At 67.9% G+C, this 18,601-nt stretch carries 18 protein-coding genes; 5 read left to right on the top strand and 13 right to left on the bottom strand.

Annotated features, from left to right (window positions below):
- The coding region (locus EB75_RS00435) for an AurF N-oxygenase family protein (protein WP_286150029.1) at positions 1–495 on the bottom strand (495 nt) is incomplete at its 3' end.
- A gap of 153 nt (positions 496–648) precedes the next feature.
- Between EB75_RS00435 and EB75_RS00430 the strand changes: the two genes are divergently transcribed.
- Positions 649–1,497 carry a type IV toxin-antitoxin system AbiEi family antitoxin gene (locus EB75_RS00430; RefSeq protein WP_073693519.1) on the top strand — a complete coding sequence of 283 codons (849 nt, stop codon included), beginning with the start codon at positions 649–651 and terminating at the stop codon, positions 1,495–1,497.
- Between the two features lie 69 nt (positions 1,498–1,566).
- Here the strand turns inward: EB75_RS00430 and EB75_RS00425 are convergent, their stop codons facing one another.
- Genes EB75_RS00425 through sdhC form a run of 4 tightly spaced genes read right to left on the bottom strand, consistent with a single transcriptional unit; the run spans position 1,567 to position 5,030 of the window.
- Entirely contained in the window at positions 1,567–2,349 is a 783-nt protein-coding gene (locus EB75_RS00425; protein ID WP_073693518.1) for a succinate dehydrogenase iron-sulfur subunit, read from the bottom strand.
- A 1-nt stretch (position 2,350) separates the two neighbouring features.
- Positions 2,351–4,105 (bottom strand): succinate dehydrogenase flavoprotein subunit, encoded by a 1,755-nt coding sequence (gene sdhA / locus EB75_RS00420; RefSeq protein ID WP_073693517.1) that lies wholly within the window; start codon positions 4,103–4,105, stop codon positions 2,351–2,353.
- 11 nt (positions 4,106–4,116) lie between these two features.
- The gene (locus tag EB75_RS00415) at positions 4,117–4,536 is read right to left on the bottom strand and encodes a succinate dehydrogenase hydrophobic membrane anchor subunit (RefSeq protein ID WP_061002042.1); all 420 of its coding nucleotides are present in this window, start codon (positions 4,534–4,536) and stop codon (positions 4,117–4,119) included.
- A 59-nt stretch (positions 4,537–4,595) separates the two neighbouring features.
- A complete protein-coding gene (sdhC, locus tag EB75_RS00410) occupies positions 4,596–5,030 on the bottom strand; it encodes a succinate dehydrogenase, cytochrome b556 subunit (RefSeq protein WP_073693516.1) in 435 nt (144 codons plus the stop codon).
- A gap of 225 nt (positions 5,031–5,255) precedes the next feature.
- Between sdhC and EB75_RS00405 the strand changes: the two genes are divergently transcribed.
- Positions 5,256–5,651: a cytidine deaminase gene (locus EB75_RS00405; protein ID WP_073693515.1), complete on the top strand. Its 396-nt coding sequence runs from the start codon at positions 5,256–5,258 to the stop codon at positions 5,649–5,651.
- 48 nt (positions 5,652–5,699) lie between these two features.
- On the top strand, positions 5,700–7,001 hold the full coding sequence (locus EB75_RS00400; RefSeq protein WP_073693514.1) for a thymidine phosphorylase: 1,302 nt from the start codon (positions 5,700–5,702) through the stop codon (positions 6,999–7,001).
- On the opposite strand, the gene EB75_RS28595 is transcribed toward EB75_RS00400, so the two are convergent.
- Entirely contained in the window at positions 7,002–9,044 is a 2,043-nt protein-coding gene (locus tag EB75_RS28595) for a hypothetical protein (RefSeq protein ID WP_142239334.1), read from the bottom strand.
- Between the two features lie 190 nt (positions 9,045–9,234).
- Here EB75_RS28595 and EB75_RS00390 point away from each other — a divergent pair, with 190 nt between their 5' ends.
- A complete protein-coding gene (locus EB75_RS00390) occupies positions 9,235–10,056 on the top strand; it encodes a dienelactone hydrolase family protein (RefSeq protein ID WP_073693513.1) in 822 nt (273 codons plus the stop codon).
- Positions 10,057–10,084: 28 nt separating this feature from the next.
- A complete protein-coding gene (locus EB75_RS00385) occupies positions 10,085–11,170 on the top strand; it encodes an adenosine deaminase (protein WP_073693512.1) in 1,086 nt (361 codons plus the stop codon).
- Here the strand turns inward: EB75_RS00385 and EB75_RS00380 are convergent.
- From EB75_RS00380 to EB75_RS00350, 7 genes are all read right to left on the bottom strand, one after another.
- The gene (locus EB75_RS00380; RefSeq protein WP_073693511.1) at positions 11,149–14,106 is read right to left on the bottom strand and encodes an MMPL/RND family transporter; all 2,958 of its coding nucleotides are present in this window, start codon (positions 14,104–14,106) and stop codon (positions 11,149–11,151) included. The two genes, EB75_RS00385 and EB75_RS00380, sit on opposite strands and share 22 nt — an antisense overlap.
- Positions 14,103–14,537, bottom strand: coding sequence for an MmpS family transport accessory protein (locus EB75_RS00375; RefSeq protein WP_073693525.1), 435 nt, complete (start codon positions 14,535–14,537; stop codon positions 14,103–14,105). The genes EB75_RS00380 and EB75_RS00375 overlap by 4 nt, the downstream gene beginning before the upstream one ends.
- Positions 14,538–14,742: 205 nt before the next feature.
- Entirely contained in the window at positions 14,743–15,579 is an 837-nt protein-coding gene (locus tag EB75_RS00370; protein ID WP_073693510.1) for an alpha/beta fold hydrolase, read from the bottom strand.
- Between the two features lie 71 nt (positions 15,580–15,650).
- Positions 15,651–16,934, bottom strand: a complete 1,284-nt coding sequence (gene satS / locus EB75_RS00365; RefSeq protein ID WP_073693509.1) for a protein export chaperone SatS — start codon at positions 16,932–16,934, stop codon at positions 15,651–15,653.
- A gap of 10 nt (positions 16,935–16,944) precedes the next feature.
- Positions 16,945–17,130: a hypothetical protein gene (locus EB75_RS00360; protein ID WP_073693508.1), complete on the bottom strand. Its 186-nt coding sequence runs from the start codon at positions 17,128–17,130 to the stop codon at positions 16,945–16,947.
- A gap of 59 nt (positions 17,131–17,189) precedes the next feature.
- Positions 17,190–18,269 (bottom strand): C40 family peptidase, encoded by a 1,080-nt coding sequence (locus tag EB75_RS00355; RefSeq protein WP_073693507.1) that lies wholly within the window; start codon positions 18,267–18,269, stop codon positions 17,190–17,192.
- Positions 18,269–18,571: a type VII secretion target gene (locus tag EB75_RS00350; protein WP_142239333.1), complete on the bottom strand. Its 303-nt coding sequence runs from the start codon at positions 18,569–18,571 to the stop codon at positions 18,269–18,271. Before EB75_RS00350 ends, EB75_RS00355 begins: the two co-directional genes overlap by 1 nt.
- Positions 18,572–18,601: the final 30 nt, after the last annotated feature.

Genomic DNA, 18,601 nt, shown 5'->3' with positions numbered 1-18,601 from the left:
CACCTCAGCCCCGTCCCCGAATTCCCACCACCCCAGGGGACTTAGCCGCGAGAGCTTGAAGAAGAGCTTGCGCATGCCCGGTACATCGGTCCCGGAGCGGTTGACCAACTCCTGGAACATCTGGATGTGGTTGCACTCTTCGGTCATCTCGTGCAGCGCGTACCGGAACTCGGGGGAGTTGTTGGGCAGCTTCATGATGAAGGCCATCAGCCCGCGGATCAGGATGCTCTCGAACGCCGCGCCCACCTTGACGGTGTTGAGCGTGCGCCAGCGGCCGATCTCGATCTGCCGCTCCAGCGGCTGGCTCTGGTACCACTCCGTGGCACCCAGCGGGTCGATGGTGGGGGACAGCACCCACCGCGGATCGTGCGGGTCGATCGCCATATCGGGCGAATCCCACGCGATGTCGAGGTAGGGGTCGAAGCGGCGTCGGACCGAGCCTTCGGACAACACGTCGAGGAGGTTCTGGTAACCGGGCTCCATTGCCTGAGTCATGCCGCCAATTTACCGGGAACAGCGGTCCCAGTAAATACCTGACTTTCGTCAGCTGAGTGTTGGGTTGTGTTCGAGATTTCGCACATTTGTCGCACACAGGCCAACACTCGACCGAGGTGGAACCGGGAGCGTCCCGCGGCCGTCATATCCGGTATGCCTTTTCTGGGGACCGAGGCGCTCGCTGCGGGCAGGGTCAATCGATACCAGCTCAGGACCCGATATGACACAGTGCACCGCAACGTCTACGTTGCCCGTGGTCAGAAGCTCACGCCCGTCGACAAGGCCGTCGCGGCCTGGCTGTGGTCCGAGCGCAGGGCAACCGCTGTCGGGCTGTCGGCCGCCGCCCTGCACGGTTCGTTGTGGATCGATGCGAGGCATCCCGCAGAGCTCAACCAGGCGAGCAGAACGCGGCCACCTGGCATTCTCATCCGCAGCGACACGTTGGCTGACGACGAGATATGCCAAGTGCGGGGCATCAACCTCACGACGCCGGCAAGGACGGCATTCGACCTCGGGCGACGAAAAGGGCAGACGGTCGCCGTAATCCGGGTAGACGCCTTGCTCCAGGCCACCGAGTTGAAAATCCCTGAAGTGCAAGCACTCGCCGGTCGCCATCCCGGAGTTCGAGGACTGAGGCAACTAGAGCAGGTGCTTGACCTTGCCGACCATGGCGGGGAGTCGCCGCAGGAGACTCGGCTGCGACTGTTGTTCACGGCCGAGGGCATGCGTCCGACGCGCACGCAGATCGAGGTGTTCGACGGTCGATACCTGGTGGGGCGTATCGATATGGGCTGGCCGGAATGGAAGGTCGGCGTCCAGTACGACGGCATTCAGCACTGGGAAGATCCGCGTCGGCGGACCCGCGATATCGACCAAGACGTGGAGTACCGGGATCTCGGGTGGCGCATTGTTCGTGTCGGCGCCGACCTGCTGCGTGCCCGTCCGGGGACCATCATTGCCCGGACCCAGGCTGAGCTACGCGCGGCGGGTTGGCCCCGCTAACGAAAGTTGGCTTGTGTTCGAGAATTTCGATGAATCTCGAACACAAGCCAACGCTCGACGCAAAACGCCCTAGCGGGCAAACATCAAGGCGCGCTTGACTTCCTGGATCGCCTTGGTCACCTGGATGCCGCGGGGGCAGGCCTCGGTGCAGTTGAAGGTGGTGCGGCAGCGCCACACCCCGTCGACCTCGTTGAGGATGTCGAGCCGCTCGGCGGCGGCCTCGTCACGCGAGTCGAAGATGAACCGGTGCGCGTTGACGATGGCGGCGGGGCCGAAGTACGAGCCCTCGCTCCAGTACACCGGGCACGAGGTGGTGCAGCAGGCGCACAGGATGCACTTGGTGGTGTCGTCGAAGCGGGCGCGGTCGGTCTGCGACTGGATGCGCTCACGGGTCGGGGGGTTGCCCGACGTGATGAGGAACGGCTTGACGGCGCGGTACGCGTCGAAGAACGGCTCCATGTCCACCACGAGGTCCTTCTCCACGGGCAGGCCGCGGATGGGTTCGATGGTGATGGTCAGGTCCTTGCCGGGCTTCTTCGGCAGCAGGTCGCGCATGAGGACCTTGCAGGCCAGCCGGTTCACACCGTTGATCCGCATGGCGTCCGAACCGCACACACCGTGCGCGCAGGACCGGCGGAACGTCAGCGTGCCGTCCAGGTAGCCCTTCACGTACAGCAGCAGGTTGAGCAGCCGGTCGCTGGGCAGGCAGGGGACGCGGAAGCTCTGGAAGCCGGCGGCGTCCGGGTTCTCCGGGTTGAACCGGGCGATCTTGAGCGTGACCATGACGGCGCCATCGGGCACCGGGGGCAGCGGCGGATCGCCGGCTTCGGGCTTGTCGAGAACAGCAGTCATGTCAGTACTTCCGTTCCATCGGCTGGTACCGGGTCTGGACGACGGGCTTGTAGTCCAACCGGATATCGGACAACAGGTCGGCGCCCTGCTTGTAGGCCATGGTGTGGCGCATGTAATTGGTGTCGTCGCGGTCCGGGTAGTCCTCGCGGGCGTGGCCGCCACGTGATTCCTTGCGGTTGAGCGCACCGACGACGGTGACCTCGGCCAGCTCGAGCAGGAAGCCCAGTTCGATGGCCTCGAGCAGGTCGCTGTTGTAGCGCTTGCCCTTGTCGTGCACCGTGATTCGGCTGTACCGCTCCTTCAGTGCGTGGATGTCCGTCAGCGCCTGCTTGAGGGTCTCCTCGGTGCGGAACACGGCGGCGTTGTTGTCCATCGACTGCTGCAGCGCCGTGCGGATGTCGGCGACGCGCTCGTTGCCGTGGTCGGACAGGATGTCGCCGACCCAGCCCACGACCATGTCGGCCGGGTTGTCCGGCAGGTCGACGTAGTTGTGGTTCTGCGCGTACTCGGCGGCCGCGATGCCGGCGCGACGGCCGAACACGTTGATGTCGAGCAGCGAGTTGGTGCCCAGGCGGTTGGCGCCGTGCACCGAGACGCAGGCGCACTCGCCGGCGGCGTACAGGCCCGGCACGATGTTGACGTTGTCGCGCAGCACCTGGCCGTTGATGGTGGTCGGGATACCGCCCATGACGTAGTGGCACGTCGGGTACACCGGCACCAGTTCGGTGACGGGGTCGACGCCCAGATAGGTGCGGGCGAATTCGGTGATGTCCGGAAGCTTGGCCTCCAGCACCTCTTCGCCGAGGTGGCGCACGTCGATGTAGACGTAGTCCTTGTTGGGTCCGGCGCCGCGGCCCTCGAGGACCTCGAGCACCATCGAGCGGGCCACGATGTCACGCGGCGCCAGGTCGACGATGGTGGGGGCGTAGCGCTCCATGAAGCGTTCGCCTTCGGCGTTGAGCAGTCGCCCACCTTCACCACGCACGGCTTCCGAGATCAGGATGCCCAGGCCGGCCAGACCTGTCGGGTGGAACTGGTGGAACTCCATGTCCTCCAAGGGAAGTCCCTTGCGGAAGATGATGCCCAGGCCGTCACCGGTGAGGGTGTGGGCGTTGGAGGTGGTCTTGTACATCCGGCCCGAGCCGCCCGTGGCGAAGACGATCGCCTTGGCGTGGAAGATGTGGATGTCGCCGGTGGCCAGCTCGTAGGCGATGATGCCGGTGGCGACGGGGCCGCCGGCGGTCTCGGTGAGGACCACGTCGAGCGCGTAGAACTCGTTGAAGAACTGGACGTCGTGCTTGACGCAGTTTTGGTACAGCGTCTGCAGGATCATGTGGCCGGTGCGGTCGGCGGCGTAGCAGGCGCGGCGGACCGGGGCCTTGCCGTGGTCACGGGTGTGACCGCCGAAGCGACGCTGGTCGATGCGGCCCTCGGGCGTCCGGTTGAACGGCATGCCCATCTTCTCGAGGTCCAGCACGGCGTCGATGGCTTCCTTGCACATGACCTCGACGGCGTCCTGGTCAGCGAGGTAGTCGCCACCCTTGACGGTGTCGAAGGTGTGCCACTCCCAGTTGTCGTCCTCGACGTTGGCGAGCGCAGCACACATGCCACCCTGCGCGGCGCCGGTGTGTGAACGCGTCGGGTACAGCTTGGTCAGCACGGCGGTGCGCACGCGCGGGCCGGCTTCCACTGCCGCGCGCATGCCTGCGCCACCGGCACCGACGATGACGACGTCGTAGCGATGTTCCTGAATCATCCTGCGAGCCCCTATTTGATGTTCGCGTCGAAGGTGACGAGCACGTAGCTGCCCAGCACCAGGGTGAATCCGGTGGCCAGCAGCAGAATCGAGTTCAGCCAGAACTTGGTGGTGTTCTTGCGGGCGTAGTCACCGATGATGGTGCGCATGCCGTTGGCGCCGTGCACCAGCGCCAGCCACAGCAGCGCCATGTCCCAGATCTGCCAGAACGGGGAGGCCCAGCGCTGTGCGACGTAGTTGAAGTCGATGCGGTAGACGCCGTTCTGCCAGATCAGCCCGATGAACAGGTGACCGAGGGCGAGCAGCACCAGCGCCGCGCCGGAGAAGCGCATGAACAACCAGGCGTACTTCTCGAAGTAAGGGATGCCACGGGCGCGCCGGGGCGCGCGCGGGTGATCGAGGGCGGCGGGGCGGTCGTGCTCGCGCTCCATGACCGGGGCCGGACGGCCCCCGCGGCGCGCCTCAGCGGCGCCGGAATCGGTATGAGTGGTCACTTGAGCCACCCGTAGTGCTCAACCATGTGCATGCCCTCTACCCCAACTGCGGCGATGACGACCGCGATCCAGATGGCCAGGATGGTCCACAGCATGACCCGCTGGTACTTGGGCCCCTGCTGCCAGAAGTCGATCAGAATGACTCGCACGCCGTTGAGGGCGTGGTACAGCACCGCCGCGACCAGGCCCATCTCCATGAACCCGATGATCGGCGTCTTGTAGGTGTTGATCACCTCGTTGTAGGCCTCGGGGCTGACCCGGACCAGTGCCGTGTCCAGAACATGGACCAGCAAGAAGAAGAAGATGGTGGCACCGGTGATGCGGTGTAGCACCCAGGACCACATGCCCGGGTCTCCGCGATACAGGCTCCGTCGCTTCTGGGATGAACGCGGCGCGGGTATGGCGGAATCCGCGGCTGCCGCTGTACTCATTTCGACCTCCAACGCCGTCGGTGGACGCATGACTCGGCAGCAACTTTTTCGCGTGCCGAGCCCAAACCTCGGGGCGACTCTAATCCCAATTTGCGCACAGTCAGAACTACCGTGTGGGGGGAATGGTGAACCCGCGTCGGAAATTAGGTTTGCCTACATTTACTTACTGAGTGGTCGAGTCGAGCCTCGGGGCGGTGTCGGGGCGCTGGGAGCGGGGTGTCGACGATGCCGGAAATTGACTGGAACCTGTTGCGGGACAAGGCAGCAGGTGTTTCCCGGGGTGCCTATGCACCCTATTCGAAGTTCCCGGTCGGGGCGGCGGCGCTGGTTGACGACGGCCGAATCGTGGTGGGCTGCAATGTGGAGAATGTCTCATATGGGCTTGGCCTCTGTGCCGAGTGCGCTGTGGTCTGCGCCCTACATTCCAGTGGTGGCGGGCGGCTGCTCGCGCTGGCGTGTGTGGACGGTTCCGGCGCGGTGCTGATGCCATGTGGACGGTGCCGGCAAGTGCTCCTCGAGCACGGTGGGCCGACCATGTTGATCGACCATGCGTCGGGTCCGCGGCCGCTTGCCGAACTGCTGCCCGACGCCTTCGGGCCGGATGACCTGAACCGCCGGTAACGCCAAGCGGGCCAACACTTCTGGTTACCGACGAGTAACTTGGTTAGCATGCGGGGTGTGTCGCACCTCGATGCCCCGACCGTCATCCGGACCAAACGCGACGGCGGCGTGTTGTCCGACGCCGCGATCGACTGGGTGATCGACGGCTACACGCACGGCCGGGTCGCCGACGCGCAGATGTCGGCCCTCCTGATGGCCATCTTCCTGCGCGGCATGACACCGGCCGAGATCGCCCGCTGGACCGCGGCCATGGTCGACTCGGGGGAGCGCTTCGACTTCACCGACCTGCGGCGCGACGGGCGCCCCCTCGCCCTGGTGGACAAACACTCGACCGGCGGTGTCGGCGACAAACTCACCATCCCGCTGGTGCCCGTGATCCTGGCCTGTGGTGGCGCCGTCCCGCAGGCGGCGGGCCGCGGCCTCGGACACACCGGTGGCACTCTGGACAAGCTGGAGGCAATCCCCGGCTTCACCGCCGAGCTGTCCAAAGACAGTATCCGCCAACAACTTTGCGACGTGGGTGCTGCCATCTTCGCGGCCGGGGACCTGGCGCCCGCCGACCGCAAGATCTACGCCCTGCGCGACGTCACGGGTACGACGGAATCCCTGCCCCTCATCGCCAGCTCGATCATGAGCAAGAAACTGGCCGAGGGCGCCCGCTCACTGGTGCTGGACGTCAAGGTCGGTCGCGGCGCGTTTCTCAAGACCGAGGCGGAGTCACGGGAGCTGGCGCGCACCATGGTGGACCTCGGCACTGCCTACGGCGTCCCGACCCGGGCACTGCTGACGGACATGGACCGGCCGCTGGGCCGCGCCGTCGGCAACGCGGTCGAGGTCGCCGAGTCACTGGACGTGCTGGCCGGCGGTGGCCCGGAGGACGTGGTCGCGCTGACCATCGCGTTGGCTCGCGAGATGCTCGACGTGGCCGGCATCGACGGCGTCGACCCGGCCCAGACCCTGACCGACGGCACCGCGATGGACCGCTTCCGGGAGTTGATCGCCGCGCAGGGCGGTGACCCAGAGGCGCCGCTGCCGCTGGGAGCCCACACCGAGACCGTCGTCGCGACGCGTGGCGGGGTCATGGGCGACATCGACGCCATGGCGGTCGCGATGGCGGTGTGGCGCCTCGGCGCGGGGCGGGCCCAGCCGGGCGATCCGGTGCAGGCCGGCGCGGGGCTGTACCTGCACCGCCGCAGCGGCGAGCCCGTCGCCGCGGGGGAGACGCTGTTCACGCTCTACACCGAGACCCCCGAGCGGCTGCCGTCAGCTCTGGCGGAACTCGAGGGTGGCTGGTCCGTCAGCGACGACCAGCCATCCTCGAGGCCGTTGGTGCTCGACCGGATCGTCTAGCTAGCTCTGGATTCCCGGCTGGCCGTTCTGGCCCGGGGTGCCGGCGACACCCGGAGTGCCCTTGGGAGCGGTCCCGCCGGTTCCAGCGGGACCGCCCGTGCCGGCCGCGCCTGCGGTGGCGCCGTTTGATCCGTTGCCTCCGTTACCGCCCTTGCCGCCGTTGCCGCCGTTGCCGCCGTCGCCAGCGATGGACCCGCCGGTTCCACCGTTGCCGCCGGTGCCGCCGGTGCCGCCATTGCCCGCGAGCTGGCCCGCGCCGGAGTTGCCCGAACCGGAGTCGGCATTGCCGCCGTTACCGCCCATGCCGCCGTTGCCGTACTTGCCGCCGTTGCCGCCGGCGCCGCCCTTGCCGCCGGCGGTGCCGGTACCGGTGCCGTTGAAGCTGTAGCCGTTGCCACCCTTACCGCCGCTGCCGTTGCCCTTCAGGACGGTCGTGGCGCCGTTCGCGCCGTTCGTTCCCCGGTTGCCGGCGAGGCCGCCGCCGAAGCCCTCGTAGCCGAGCGCGCCGCCGGCTCCGTTCAGACCGGCCGTGCCGCCGTCGCCGCCCTTGCCGCCGTTGACATTGCCGGCAGTTCCGTCCGCGCCGTCCGCACCATTCGCGGCAAGGCCGGCGTTGCCGCCCTTGCCGCCGTTGCCTCCGCTGCCGTTGCGGCCCAGGAAGACCGACGAGTTGCCGCCCCAGCCGCCGTAGCCGCCGGCACCGCCGTTGCTGCCGTCGCCGCCCTTGCCGCCGTTGCCGCTGGCGGCTGTCGCGGCGGCGCCACCCGCCGCCCCGGCGCCGGCGTCGCCGCCGTTACCGCCCTTGCCGCCGCTCGAGATGTAGCTGTTGGCTCCGGCGCTGCCGCCGTGGCCGCCTGCCCCGCCGTCGCCGCCCTTCGTGGCGTTGCCGCCATTGGCTGCGGCGTCGGTACCGCCGCCGACTCCGGCGGTACCTGCCGTGCCGGCGACACCGTTGCCGCCGTTGCCGCCGTTGCCGCCGGTGCTCAGCCAGGCCCACTGGCCGGTGTTGCCGCCCCAGCCGCCGTCGCCGCCTTTTCCGCCCGGTGCGGTCGCGGAGACGCCGTTGCCGCCGTGGCCGCCGTTGCCCCAGAAGAGGCCACCGTTGCCGCCGTCACCGCCGTCGGCGCCGGGCGCCACGCCGTTACTGCCGTTGCCGCCGTGCCCGAACAGCACTGCGCTGGCCCCGCTGCCACCGCCAAAACCGTTGCCGCCGTTGCCCAACAGGCCGCTGCGTCCGCCGTTGCAGATGGTGGCGCAGGTGGCGGCGGTGTAGCTGAATCCGTTGCCCAGCAGGATGCCCGCGTTGGGATGGTCGGCGGTGCCGTTGCCGATGAAGAACGACACGACGCGGCCGCCCTCGGTGACGACGGTGTGTGCCGAGTTGCGCAGATCGCGGCCGATCGAGGACAGCAACCCGGTGGTCATCGCGACCATCGGCGCCAACGGATTCGGTGCCGTGAACGGGGTGGCGGCCAGGGACGTCGCGGTGCGCGTACCGAAGTTCGCGGTGGCGCCGGCCGGCTGCGCGGAGAAGACCGCGGCGGTCGGGGCAGCTGCCGTCGGCTTCGGCGACGTTGCCCCGGCCGGGGCGGCATCCGCTGCCGGCGCGGCTGCCGGAGCCTTTGTCGGCGCGGGGCTTCCGGTCTTGGTCGCGGGCTTGGTCTTCGGAGTAGACGACGTCGGCTTGGTCGCCGCAGTGCTGCCGGGCTGCTGCGCGGACGGCGCGGATGACTTGTCCTTGGCGGGTGAGTTCTTGTTCTTCTGGATGCGCTTGGTGGTCTTGGGCTTCGGCGACTCGGAGGCGCCGGAGCCGTCGCCCGCCTTCGACGGTGCAGCAGAGCCCGGCCCCTGGCCGGACGGGGCGGACGAAGAAGACGACGAGGACGAGGAGCCACCACCGTCGCTGCCACCGGTCTGCGCTGACGCCATGGCCGCCGGAGCCAGCAGTGCTGCCCCGATGCCGACTGCCGCGGCGCCGGCACTCAACCATCCCGTCACCGGCAACGCCCGTACTTCGCGCTGCTTCCGATGTGCACCTGCCACTGCTTCCCCCTCAGTTCGAGAATCTCGCTTACCCGCTGTATTGATCAGCTCGGCTAGATTTACGCACAGGCAACATCCAGGATTGTGCATACCGGTAAATTTCCCGGAATCTGGACGGCCTCAGCTGATTCGCGGTGGGTGAAAACGCCATTCATGGCCCTGTGACGTGTCCGCCGCTAGGGTCATCCGCATGGCTGACGACGCTCTGCTCGACTTCGAACGCTCCGACTTCACCTACAACGGCACGACCCGCACCGTTTACCGCCGCGGCACCGGTCCGGCCGTCATCGTGATCGCCGAGATCCCGGGCATCACACCCAAGGTTCTCGACTTCGCCCGCAAGGTCGCCGACCTGGGATGTACCGCCGTTCTGCCGCACCTCTTCGGGATTCCGGGACTGGACCCCAACGCCAGCAATCTGGCCGCGCTCAAGGGCATGGCGTCAGTGGTGCCGGCGTGCGTCAGCAAGGAGTTCACCCTCCTCGCCACCGGTAAGACGTCGCCTGTGGTCGACTGGCTGCGGGCACTGGCGCGGTCCGAGCACGAACGCTGCGGCGGCCCCGGCGTGGGCGCCATCGGCATGTGCTTCACCGGCGGCTACGCCCTGGCGATGGCGACGGACGACGTCATCCTGGCCCCGGTGCTGTCGCAGCCGTCGATGCCGATCGGCCTGACCGCCAAACAGCGCCGCAACATCGACATCTCACCGGCCGACCTGGAGGTCGTCAAAGGCCGGTGTGCCCGCGGGCTCAACGTCATCGGCATGCGGTTCAAGGGCGACAAGCTGGTTCCGGCAGAGCGTTTCGACTTCCTGCGTGAGCAGCTGGGCGACGCCTTCATCGCTGTCGAGCTCGACGACGCCGACGCCAATCCGGATGCCCGGCTGCCACCGCACTCGGTGGTCACCGAGCACCTGATCGACGAGCCGGGCCAGCCCACGCGAGCCGCTCTGGACCAGGTGCTGGACCTGTTCCGGACACGGCTGCTGACGGCGACGGAACCCGCGGGCTAAAACCCGTCATCCGGCGCAAGATGGACGAATGACCATCCTGACGCTGGATCAGATCAAGCAGGCCCCGAAAGCGCTGTTGCACGATCACCTGGACGGCGGTCTGCGCCCCGCCACGGTGGTGGAGCTGGCCGAGCAGAGCGGCTACGGCGACCTGCCCACCATGGACGTCGATGAACTGGCCATGTGGTTCCGGACCCAGGCGCACAGCGGGTCGCTGGTTCGCTACCTGGAGCCGTTCGCGCACACCGTCGGTGTCATGCAGACCACCGACGCGCTGTACCGCGTCGCGTACGAATGCGTCGAGGATCTGGCGGCCGACAACGTCGTCTACGCCGAGGTGCGGTTCGCGCCCGAACTGCACATCGCCGGCGGACTGGTGCTGGACGAAGTCGTCGACGCGGTGCTGGCCGGATTCGCGGACGGTGAGAAGGCGGCGGCCGCGGCCGGGCAGGCGACGACGGTCCGCTGTCTGGTCACCGCCATGCGGCATGCCGCCCGGTCGCGCGAGATCGCCGAGTTGGCGATCCGGTTCCGCGACCGGGGCGTGGTCGGCTTCGACATCGCCGGTGCCGAGGCCGGTTACCCTCCGACCCGCCACCTCGATGCCTTCGAGTACATGCGAGGCAACAACGCGCGCTTCACGATTCACGCCGGTGAGGCCTTCGGCCTGCCGTCCATCCATGAGGCCATCGCCTACTGCGGCGCCGACCGGCTGGGGCACGGTGTGCGCATCGTCGACGACGTCGAGGCGTTGCCCGACGGCGCGTTCCGGCTCGGCCGGGTGGCAAACATCGTGCGGGACAAGCGAATTCCGCTGGAGATGTGCCCGAGCAGCAACGTGCAGACCGGCGCGGCGGCGAGCATCGCCGAGCACCCGTTCGACCAGTTGGCCCGGCTACGGTTCCGCGTCACCGTCAATACCGACAACCGCCTGATGAGCGACACCACCATGACGCAGGAGATGGCGCACCTGGTGGACGCGTTCGGCTACGGCTGGACCGACCTGCAGCGGTTCACCATCAACGCCATGAAGTCGGCGTTCATCCCGTTCGATGAGCGGCTGGCGATCATCGACGACATCATCAAACCGCGTTACGCCGTGCTGGTCGGGTAGCTGTCGGTCGGGTCGTCGTCGACGAAGCCGGACCGGCCGGCCGCGCCCGCGGACACCGGCTCCTGCTGAGCGGGCTGCTGGAACGCCTTGGGCACGAACTTCTCGGTGTTGTACCTGCCGCGCGGGTGCACCACCTGCGGCCACCAGAACCAGCGGCCGAGCAGCACCGCGATGGACGGCATGAGCAGCGACCGCACGATGAAGGTGTCGATCAGCAGGCCGATGGCGATGGTCGACCCCATCTGCGCCAGCACGATCAGCTTGCTGGCCATCATGCCGGCCATGGTGGCCGCGAACACCAGGCCCGCGGAGGTGACGACGCCGCCGGTGCCGGCCATGGACCGGATGATGCCGGTCTTCAGCCCGGCGTGGATCTCGTCCTGGAACCGGGAGACCAGCAGCAGGTTGTAGTCCGAGCCGACGGCCAACAGGATGATGACCGACATCAGCATGACCAGCCACTGCACCTGGATTCCGAACAGGTCCTGCCACAGCAGCACCGAGATGCCGAACGACGCGGCGATGGAGCTGGCGGCGGTGCCGACGATGGTCAGTGCCGCGACGGCGCTGCGCGTCAGGATCAGCATGATCATGAAGATGAGCGTCAGCGACGAGATCACGGCGATCATCAGGTCGTAACGGGCGCCGTCGGCCATGTCCCGGTAGGTCGCCGCGACGCCGCCGAGGTAGATCTTGGCGTCCGACAGCGAGGACATCTTCAGGGCCTCTTGTGCGGCCTTGCGTTCGGACGCGACCCGGTTGATGCCGTCGACGGTTGCCGGGTCGCTCTGATGCGTGATGAACATGCGCGCCGACTTGCCGTCCGGCGACATGAACATCTTCAGCCCGCGCTGGAAGTCCGGGTTCTGGAAGGCCTCCGGCGGCAGATAGAACAGGTCGTCGTTCTTGGCGCCGTCGAAGGCGGCGCCCATCGACAGCGCGGTGTCGTTCATGGCCTGCGTCTGGTCGATGAGGGCCTTCTGCGAGTTGTACGACGCCAGCGAGAGATCGCGGCTGGTCTTCATCGACGCGATGGACTGCGGGAGCAGCGCCGTCAGCTTCGGTGCCAGGTCGGCCAGCTTGTCGGTGTTGACCTGGACGTCGCCGGTCCGGTCGGTCAGCTCGTCGATGCCGTCCAGGGAGTCGAACACCGACCGCATCGCCGCGCACATCGGGATGTCGAAGCAGTGTGGTTCCCAGTAGAAGTAGTTGCGCATCGGCCGGAACTGGTCATCGAAGTTGGCGATGTTGTTCCGCATCTCCTCGGTGACCTCGAGGAGCGCCTGCGACTTACGGGCCGAGTCCTGCGTCAGCTTGGTCTGCTCGAGCGAGAGCGCGTACTGCTTCTCGAGGATGCTGATCGACACGTTGGTCGCATCGATCATCCGTAGCTGGTCTTCCAGCTGCTTGCGCTGGAACGGCAGGTTCATGTTGCTGGTCTGGCCCGAGACGCTCGTCTGGAACGGGATCGAGCTGTGCTGGATGGGGATGCCCAGCGGCCGGGTGATGCTCTGCACCATCGCGATGCCGTCGGTGTGCATCACGTTGCTCGCAATCTTGTTCAGCACCAGCATGTCCGCGGAATTGCGCATGTCGTGCGTGGACTCGACCATCAGGATGTCGGGGTTCATGCGGGCCTGCGTGAAGTGCCGGTCGGCGGCGGCGAAGCCGACGTTCACCGGGGCGTCCTCAGGCAGGTAGTAGCGGTCGTTGTACGCCGGCTTGTAGCCCGGGATGGCGACGATGCCGACCAGCACGACGAACAGGCTGGCCACCAGAATCGGTGCGGGCCACCGCACCACGGCCGTGCCGATGCGGCGCCAGAAGCGGCTCTGCGGCGGCCGCTTGGACTCGTACATGCCGACCCGGCTGCCGAGGTAGAGGACGGCCGGGCCGAGCGTGACCGAGATGGCCACGACGACGAGCATGCCGATGGCGACCGGGGCGCCCATGGTGGTGAAGTACGGCAGACGGCAGAAGCTCAGGCAGTACGTCGCGCCGGCGATGGTCAGTCCGGAACCCACGATGACGGGCGCGACGGACTTGAAGGTCGCGTAGTACGAGTCGTCCCGGTCCAGGCCCATGCCACGGTCCTCGCGGTACCGGCCGAAGATGAAGATGCCGTAGTCGGTCGCCGCGGCGATGGCCAGCATGGTCAGGATGTTGCCCGCGAAGGTCGTCAGCCCGAAGACGTCGTGGGTGGCGAGCACCGCGACCACGCCGCGCGCCGTCAGCAGCGCGAGGAACGTCAGGAACAGCTGGACCAGGGTGGTCCGGATCGAGCGGTAGACCACCAGCAGCATGCCCGCGATGGCGGCAAGGGTGATCAGCGTGATCATGACCAGGCTCGCGTTGCCGATGACGTGCATGTCATCGGTCAGTGCGGCAGGACCGGCGACGTGCGCCTGGACCCCGGGCGGGGCCTTGGTCTCCTCGATGACCTTGCGGACGGCGTCCACGCCTTCGTTGGCGAGCGTCATGCCCTGCTCGCCGGCGAGGTTGATCATCACGTACGACGCCTTGCCGTCGGCGCTCTGCGCGCCGGCCGCCGTCAGCGTGTCGCCCCAGAAGTCCTGGATGTGCTGGATGTGCTCGGGGATCTTCTGCAACTTGCGGATGATCTCGTCGTAGTACGCGTGGGCGTCCGGGCCCAGTGGTTCCTTGCCCTCGACGACGATCATGATGGTGCTGTTGGAGTTGAACTCCTGGAAGTTGGCGCCCATCAACTTCATCGCGTGCATCGAGGGGGCGTCCTCGGGCGCCATCGGTGCGGCGTGCAGCTCGCCGACGACCTCCAGCGGCGGCGCGATGACGTTCACCAGAACGGCGATGCCGAGCCAGAACAGGATGATCGGCACCGACAGGATGCGCAGCGCGTGGGCGAACTTGGGTCGCTTTTCCGCAGTCTTGTGTTGTGTCTCAAGTGTTTCGGTCATGCGGACTTCACCAGGCAGTAGGTCTGGGCGTTGACGCCGTCGGCTGACTTCTCTTCGCGGACGGTGCCGTTGACCGTGACGCGGCAACCGATGTGGCCGCTGCTGCGCTCACTGTTGCTGCGGGCCATCAGGTTCGCACTGACGGTGGGCAGGGTGGTGGACAACGTGACGGACCACGGCAGCGAAGCGTTGACGGCGTGCACGTTGGCATCCGGGTCGAAGTAGCTGATGTCGGCCGAGCTTCCCGGCGGTCCGTAGACCTCGTACACCACGACCTTGGGGTTGAACTGGACGATCTCGATGCCCGCACCGGCATTCGCGTTCAGGTTCTGCGACCCGAACTTGGTGTGCAGCCGGGACACCACGAGGCCCGACACCGCCAACACGGCCACCAGAAGAAGCGGTATCCACACCTTCTTCAGCAGGCCCATCGAGAACGACCGCACCCGACCACCTTTCGTTCAACCCGCTGACCGAAACCCCGACGATCAGGCTGCTGCCCTCGCCTGCGCAGCAGGCGGTTCCGCTCACTCAGCGGATTCTTGGGAAATTCTTACGCCTTGCTAACTAATTTTGCAACGCGGCGTCGTTGTGTGTCGGCTGTGAACGCGGGCGGTGGTCGGGTGACGTGGCGTGTCAGTCGGACAGAACGGCCCGCAGCGCGTCGGCGAATTCGCCGGGCGCGCTCATGAAGCCACCGTGATCTCCGGGGAAGATGACGGGCTCGACGCCCAGCAGCCGGCACAGTGCCATGGACGTGCCGTAGGTGATCAGGTGTTCGGACTCGGCGCCGATGCCGACGACGACCCGGCTCGCCTTCAACGCCTCGGCATCAGGTACATACGTTGTGGTGCAGAGCAATTCGTGATTGAAGAACCGGGCCAGGTCGGCGAGCTGCTTGGCCATCTCGTCGGGTGCGGGCGGCTCCTGCGGTACGGGAGCACCGTCGTCGGCCTGATCGAAGCCCGCCGTCGCCATGAACTTCGCCATGGCCGCGCCCGGTCCGTCGCTGTGGAAGGTGTCGATGATGTCCCGCGTCGCGGCGCGCTGCTTGGCCGCTTCCGAGGCGGGCAGCAACTCCAGCAGTGGTGGCTCGTGCGCCACCAGGGTGCGCACCCGGCCGGGGTATTCGGCGGTCAGTGCCAGACCGGTGACCGCACCGCCGCTGGAGCCGAACACGTCGGCCGGACCGAGTCCGAGGTCGTCGAGGATCGCGGCGACGTCGGCGGCCCGCAGTTCGGGCGTCGAGTCCTGGTTCGGATCGTCGATGGGGCTGGCGCCGAGCCCGCGGGGGTCGTACGTCACGACGGTGTGGTCGGCGGCGAGCGCGTCGGCGACAGGGCCGAACTCGGACGCTGTCATCGGTGAGCCGATGACAGCGAGCACCGGCCCGCTGCCGCGCACCTCGTAGTGCAGCGTGGCGCCGGGTACGGCGAGACGGCGAATGAGGGGCTGGGTGCTGGTCTGGGTCATGTCAGTGCAGACCGGCGCGGTACCCGGAACTCATCGCTGGGCGGGCTACTCCTGCCGCAACGGCGGTGCCGTTATTCCTGCCGCAGCCGCGATTCGACGAAGCGCTCCAGCGTCTCCCACTGCGCGACGGCCTCGGCGTAGGGCTTCGACGGCGCGCCGACGGTCTCGGGCTCCAGCACGTGACCGACGAACTTGCCCAGCGGTGCGCTGGTGGTCAGCGACTTGTCGGCGGTGCCGTCCTCGGCGTAGTCGCAGACGTCGCGGACGAACTCGACTGCCAGGTCCAGCTGTTCGCGGTCGACGGCGTCGGGTCCGTCGGCGATGTCGTCCGACAGACCGCTGAGCACGTAGATGTTGTCCTCGGTGACGCGGATCTGCAGCGAGCCGTCGGTGGCCGCGGTGCGGATGTCGCTGTAGGCCTCGAAGCTGGACAGGTCGCTCTCGTGCTCGTCGGCCAGGTAGCGGGCCAGGGTGCGTTCGGAACCGAACACGCTGATGCGGCCGTTGCGGCCGAGGAACCGCGGCTGGTCGTTGTAGTAGCAGCGCAGCGTGTAGAAGGTGCCGCCGTTGGTCATGATGCGGATCGGGTCGATGCCGACGCGCTCCCAGAAGTCCTCGTCGCTGCCGAGTAGCTGGCGCTCGGCCTGCGCGGTGAGGGCCGCCTCCTCGGGGTCGGTGTCGACCTCGCCTTCGATGACGACGTCGTCGACGTCGGTCTCGTCGGCCGCTTCGAGTTCGTCTTCCTCGGGCTCCGGCGCGGGCTCGTCGAGCTCGGCCTGGGCCTTGGCGGCGACCTCCGCGTCGACCTCGGGGGTGGTCACGAGCGCATCGATGGCATCGAGCACGTGGTCCCAGCTGCGGCCGACGGCGGCCTCGATATCGGCCCAGCGCTTACGGCCGGCCCGGCCCGAGAAGGCCTCGGCGCCGCCGCCGAGCGTCGACAGCACGGGGTTGCCGTTGAAGAACTTGGCGACCGCGATCAGGTCGCACACCGAGCCGAGCGCACCGACCACCTGGAGGGTGCGCCGCAGCGACGTGACGGACTCCTCGGTGGGCTTCTCGGCGACCAGTTCGGGCACCCCGACCAGGTCGTGGAGGTGGTTCTCGTCCGGGTTCAGGCGGTGGGCGTTGGCCTCGCCGAGCGCCTTCCACTTCGGGTGGTCCGCGAGGTCGTTGTCGGTGTTGGTCCGCACGAAAGCGGCCAGGTCCGCGACGGATTCGAAGGCGTAGAGGTCTTCCTCGTGGCCGAGGAACGCTTCCCACTCGTCGTCGGCGTCGCGCCACAGCGGCGCCCACAGGGTGTACAGATCGCCATTGGTCAACCCGAGCCGAACCGGCACGATGTCAGCAGCCATGCGGCACAGCCTATCGACGCGCGGGTTGGGCCTCGTTGGGGGCATCTTGTCGGTGCAGATCGTCGCGCAGGTTGTGCAGGACGGTTGCGGCATGTTCGGTGTCGTCGCTTGGTTTGGACAGCTCGGCGGCGGCGCGCTTCAGTACCGCGAGCGTCGCGCGGGCGCGGCCCATCGCGTCGTCGTATTCAGACTTCATCTATGGGCCGCATTCCTCGTCCCGCTCGTTCCTCGCTGCTTGATCGTCATGCGGCGGTGTCATGCCGTCGGGCGGAAGAAGCCGTGGAAACCCTGATCCAGGTTGGTGGTTCGGATCGGGGACAGCTGGACGGGGTCGCCCGCCTCGATCATGAGGCCGTTGCCCACGATCATCGCGACGTGGCCGTCCCACACCGCGAGGTCGCCGGGGCGCAGTGCGCCGCGGTCGATGGACGCACCGATGTCCTGCTCCTGCGCCAGCCGCGGCAGGTCGAGCCCGGCCTCGCGATACGCCCACTGCGTCAGGCCGCTGCAATCCAGCCCGACGCCGGGTGTGGTGCCACCCCACACGTACGGCACGCCGAGTTGGGTGAGGGCGTGCCGGACGGCGTCGGCCGCGACCTTGTTGGGTGCGGTGGCGGTGCTGCCGTCGGGCAGCGTCACGGCTTCGCCCGCGCCGAATCTCTCCGGATCGGGTGGCCGGCGGTGGGTTCGTGCGGTGAGAGCGGTCTGGGCCGCGTGGGCGGCGGGTGCGGTGAGTCCGCTCGCCAGGCCGGGGAGGCTCGGCGGGCTCAGGCCGGGGCTGCCGGTTGGCCCCGCGCTCAATCCGCTTGCGGTCCAGGGTGATCCGTGACTCGGCGGTGCGGGCGGGCTTGCCGTGGTGATCTGCTCTGCCTGGCCGGCGAGTTCGGCGTGCAGGTCGTCGACGACCGCGATGGCCTCGTTGAGGGCGCGGGTCGCCTCGTCGACGAGTGCCGCGGCGTCGGCGGGGGATTCGAGGGTGGCTTCGAGTTCGGCGGCTGTGGTTTCGAAATTGCGCAGGATGGTGTCGAGCCGTTCGCGGGCCCTGGCCACTGCGGCGGTCGCCTGCGCGGTGTGGGCGCTGAGTTGTCCCGCGGTCATCGCCATTGCCACGATGGCCGTGACGGTCGCGTTCGCGAACTGACCCGCGCCACCGGCCGCGGCGCCCGTCCATTGGCCCTGCGCCTGTTGCCACGCGCCGTCGGCAGCTGCGGCGACGCCGTCGAGCCCGGACTGCACCGCGCGCAGGGCGCCGGACGGATCGGGTCCGGCCGGGCCGACCAACGCCCGCACCTCTCGGATCGGCGCGGCCAGCGCGGCGGTCAGCGAGCCCGTCATCACCAGGCTCCGATCCGGTGGCCCGCGTCGTGGTCGGTCTCTGCGAAACCGGACGCGGTGCCGATGGCGGTCGCGCCGCCGGTGTCGAGATGCGCACTGAGGCGGTGGGCCAATTGGGCCTGGTGCTGCGTCGCCTCTACCAGGGCAGCCGCGAAGGTTGCGCCGACCGGTCCGAACACGTTGAACTGCCCGGCGATCGCGGCCAGATCCGCGGCGTGCGCGGCGAGTTCGGTGCTGTGACCGCGGTAGTCCGCGGCCAGGGTGTGCAGGGCCGAGGTGTCCACTGTGAGGTTTGGCGTCATGTCGATAAGACGGCCGTCAGGCCCGTTCGG

Origin of the sequence: Mycobacterium sp. ST-F2 (assembly GCF_001905655.1) — a bacterium.
In the GTDB taxonomy this organism is placed as follows: domain Bacteria; phylum Actinomycetota; class Actinomycetes; order Mycobacteriales; family Mycobacteriaceae; genus Mycobacterium.
Note: the sequence above shows the minus strand (reverse complement) of the source record. Positions and strands in the feature narration are given on the sequence as shown.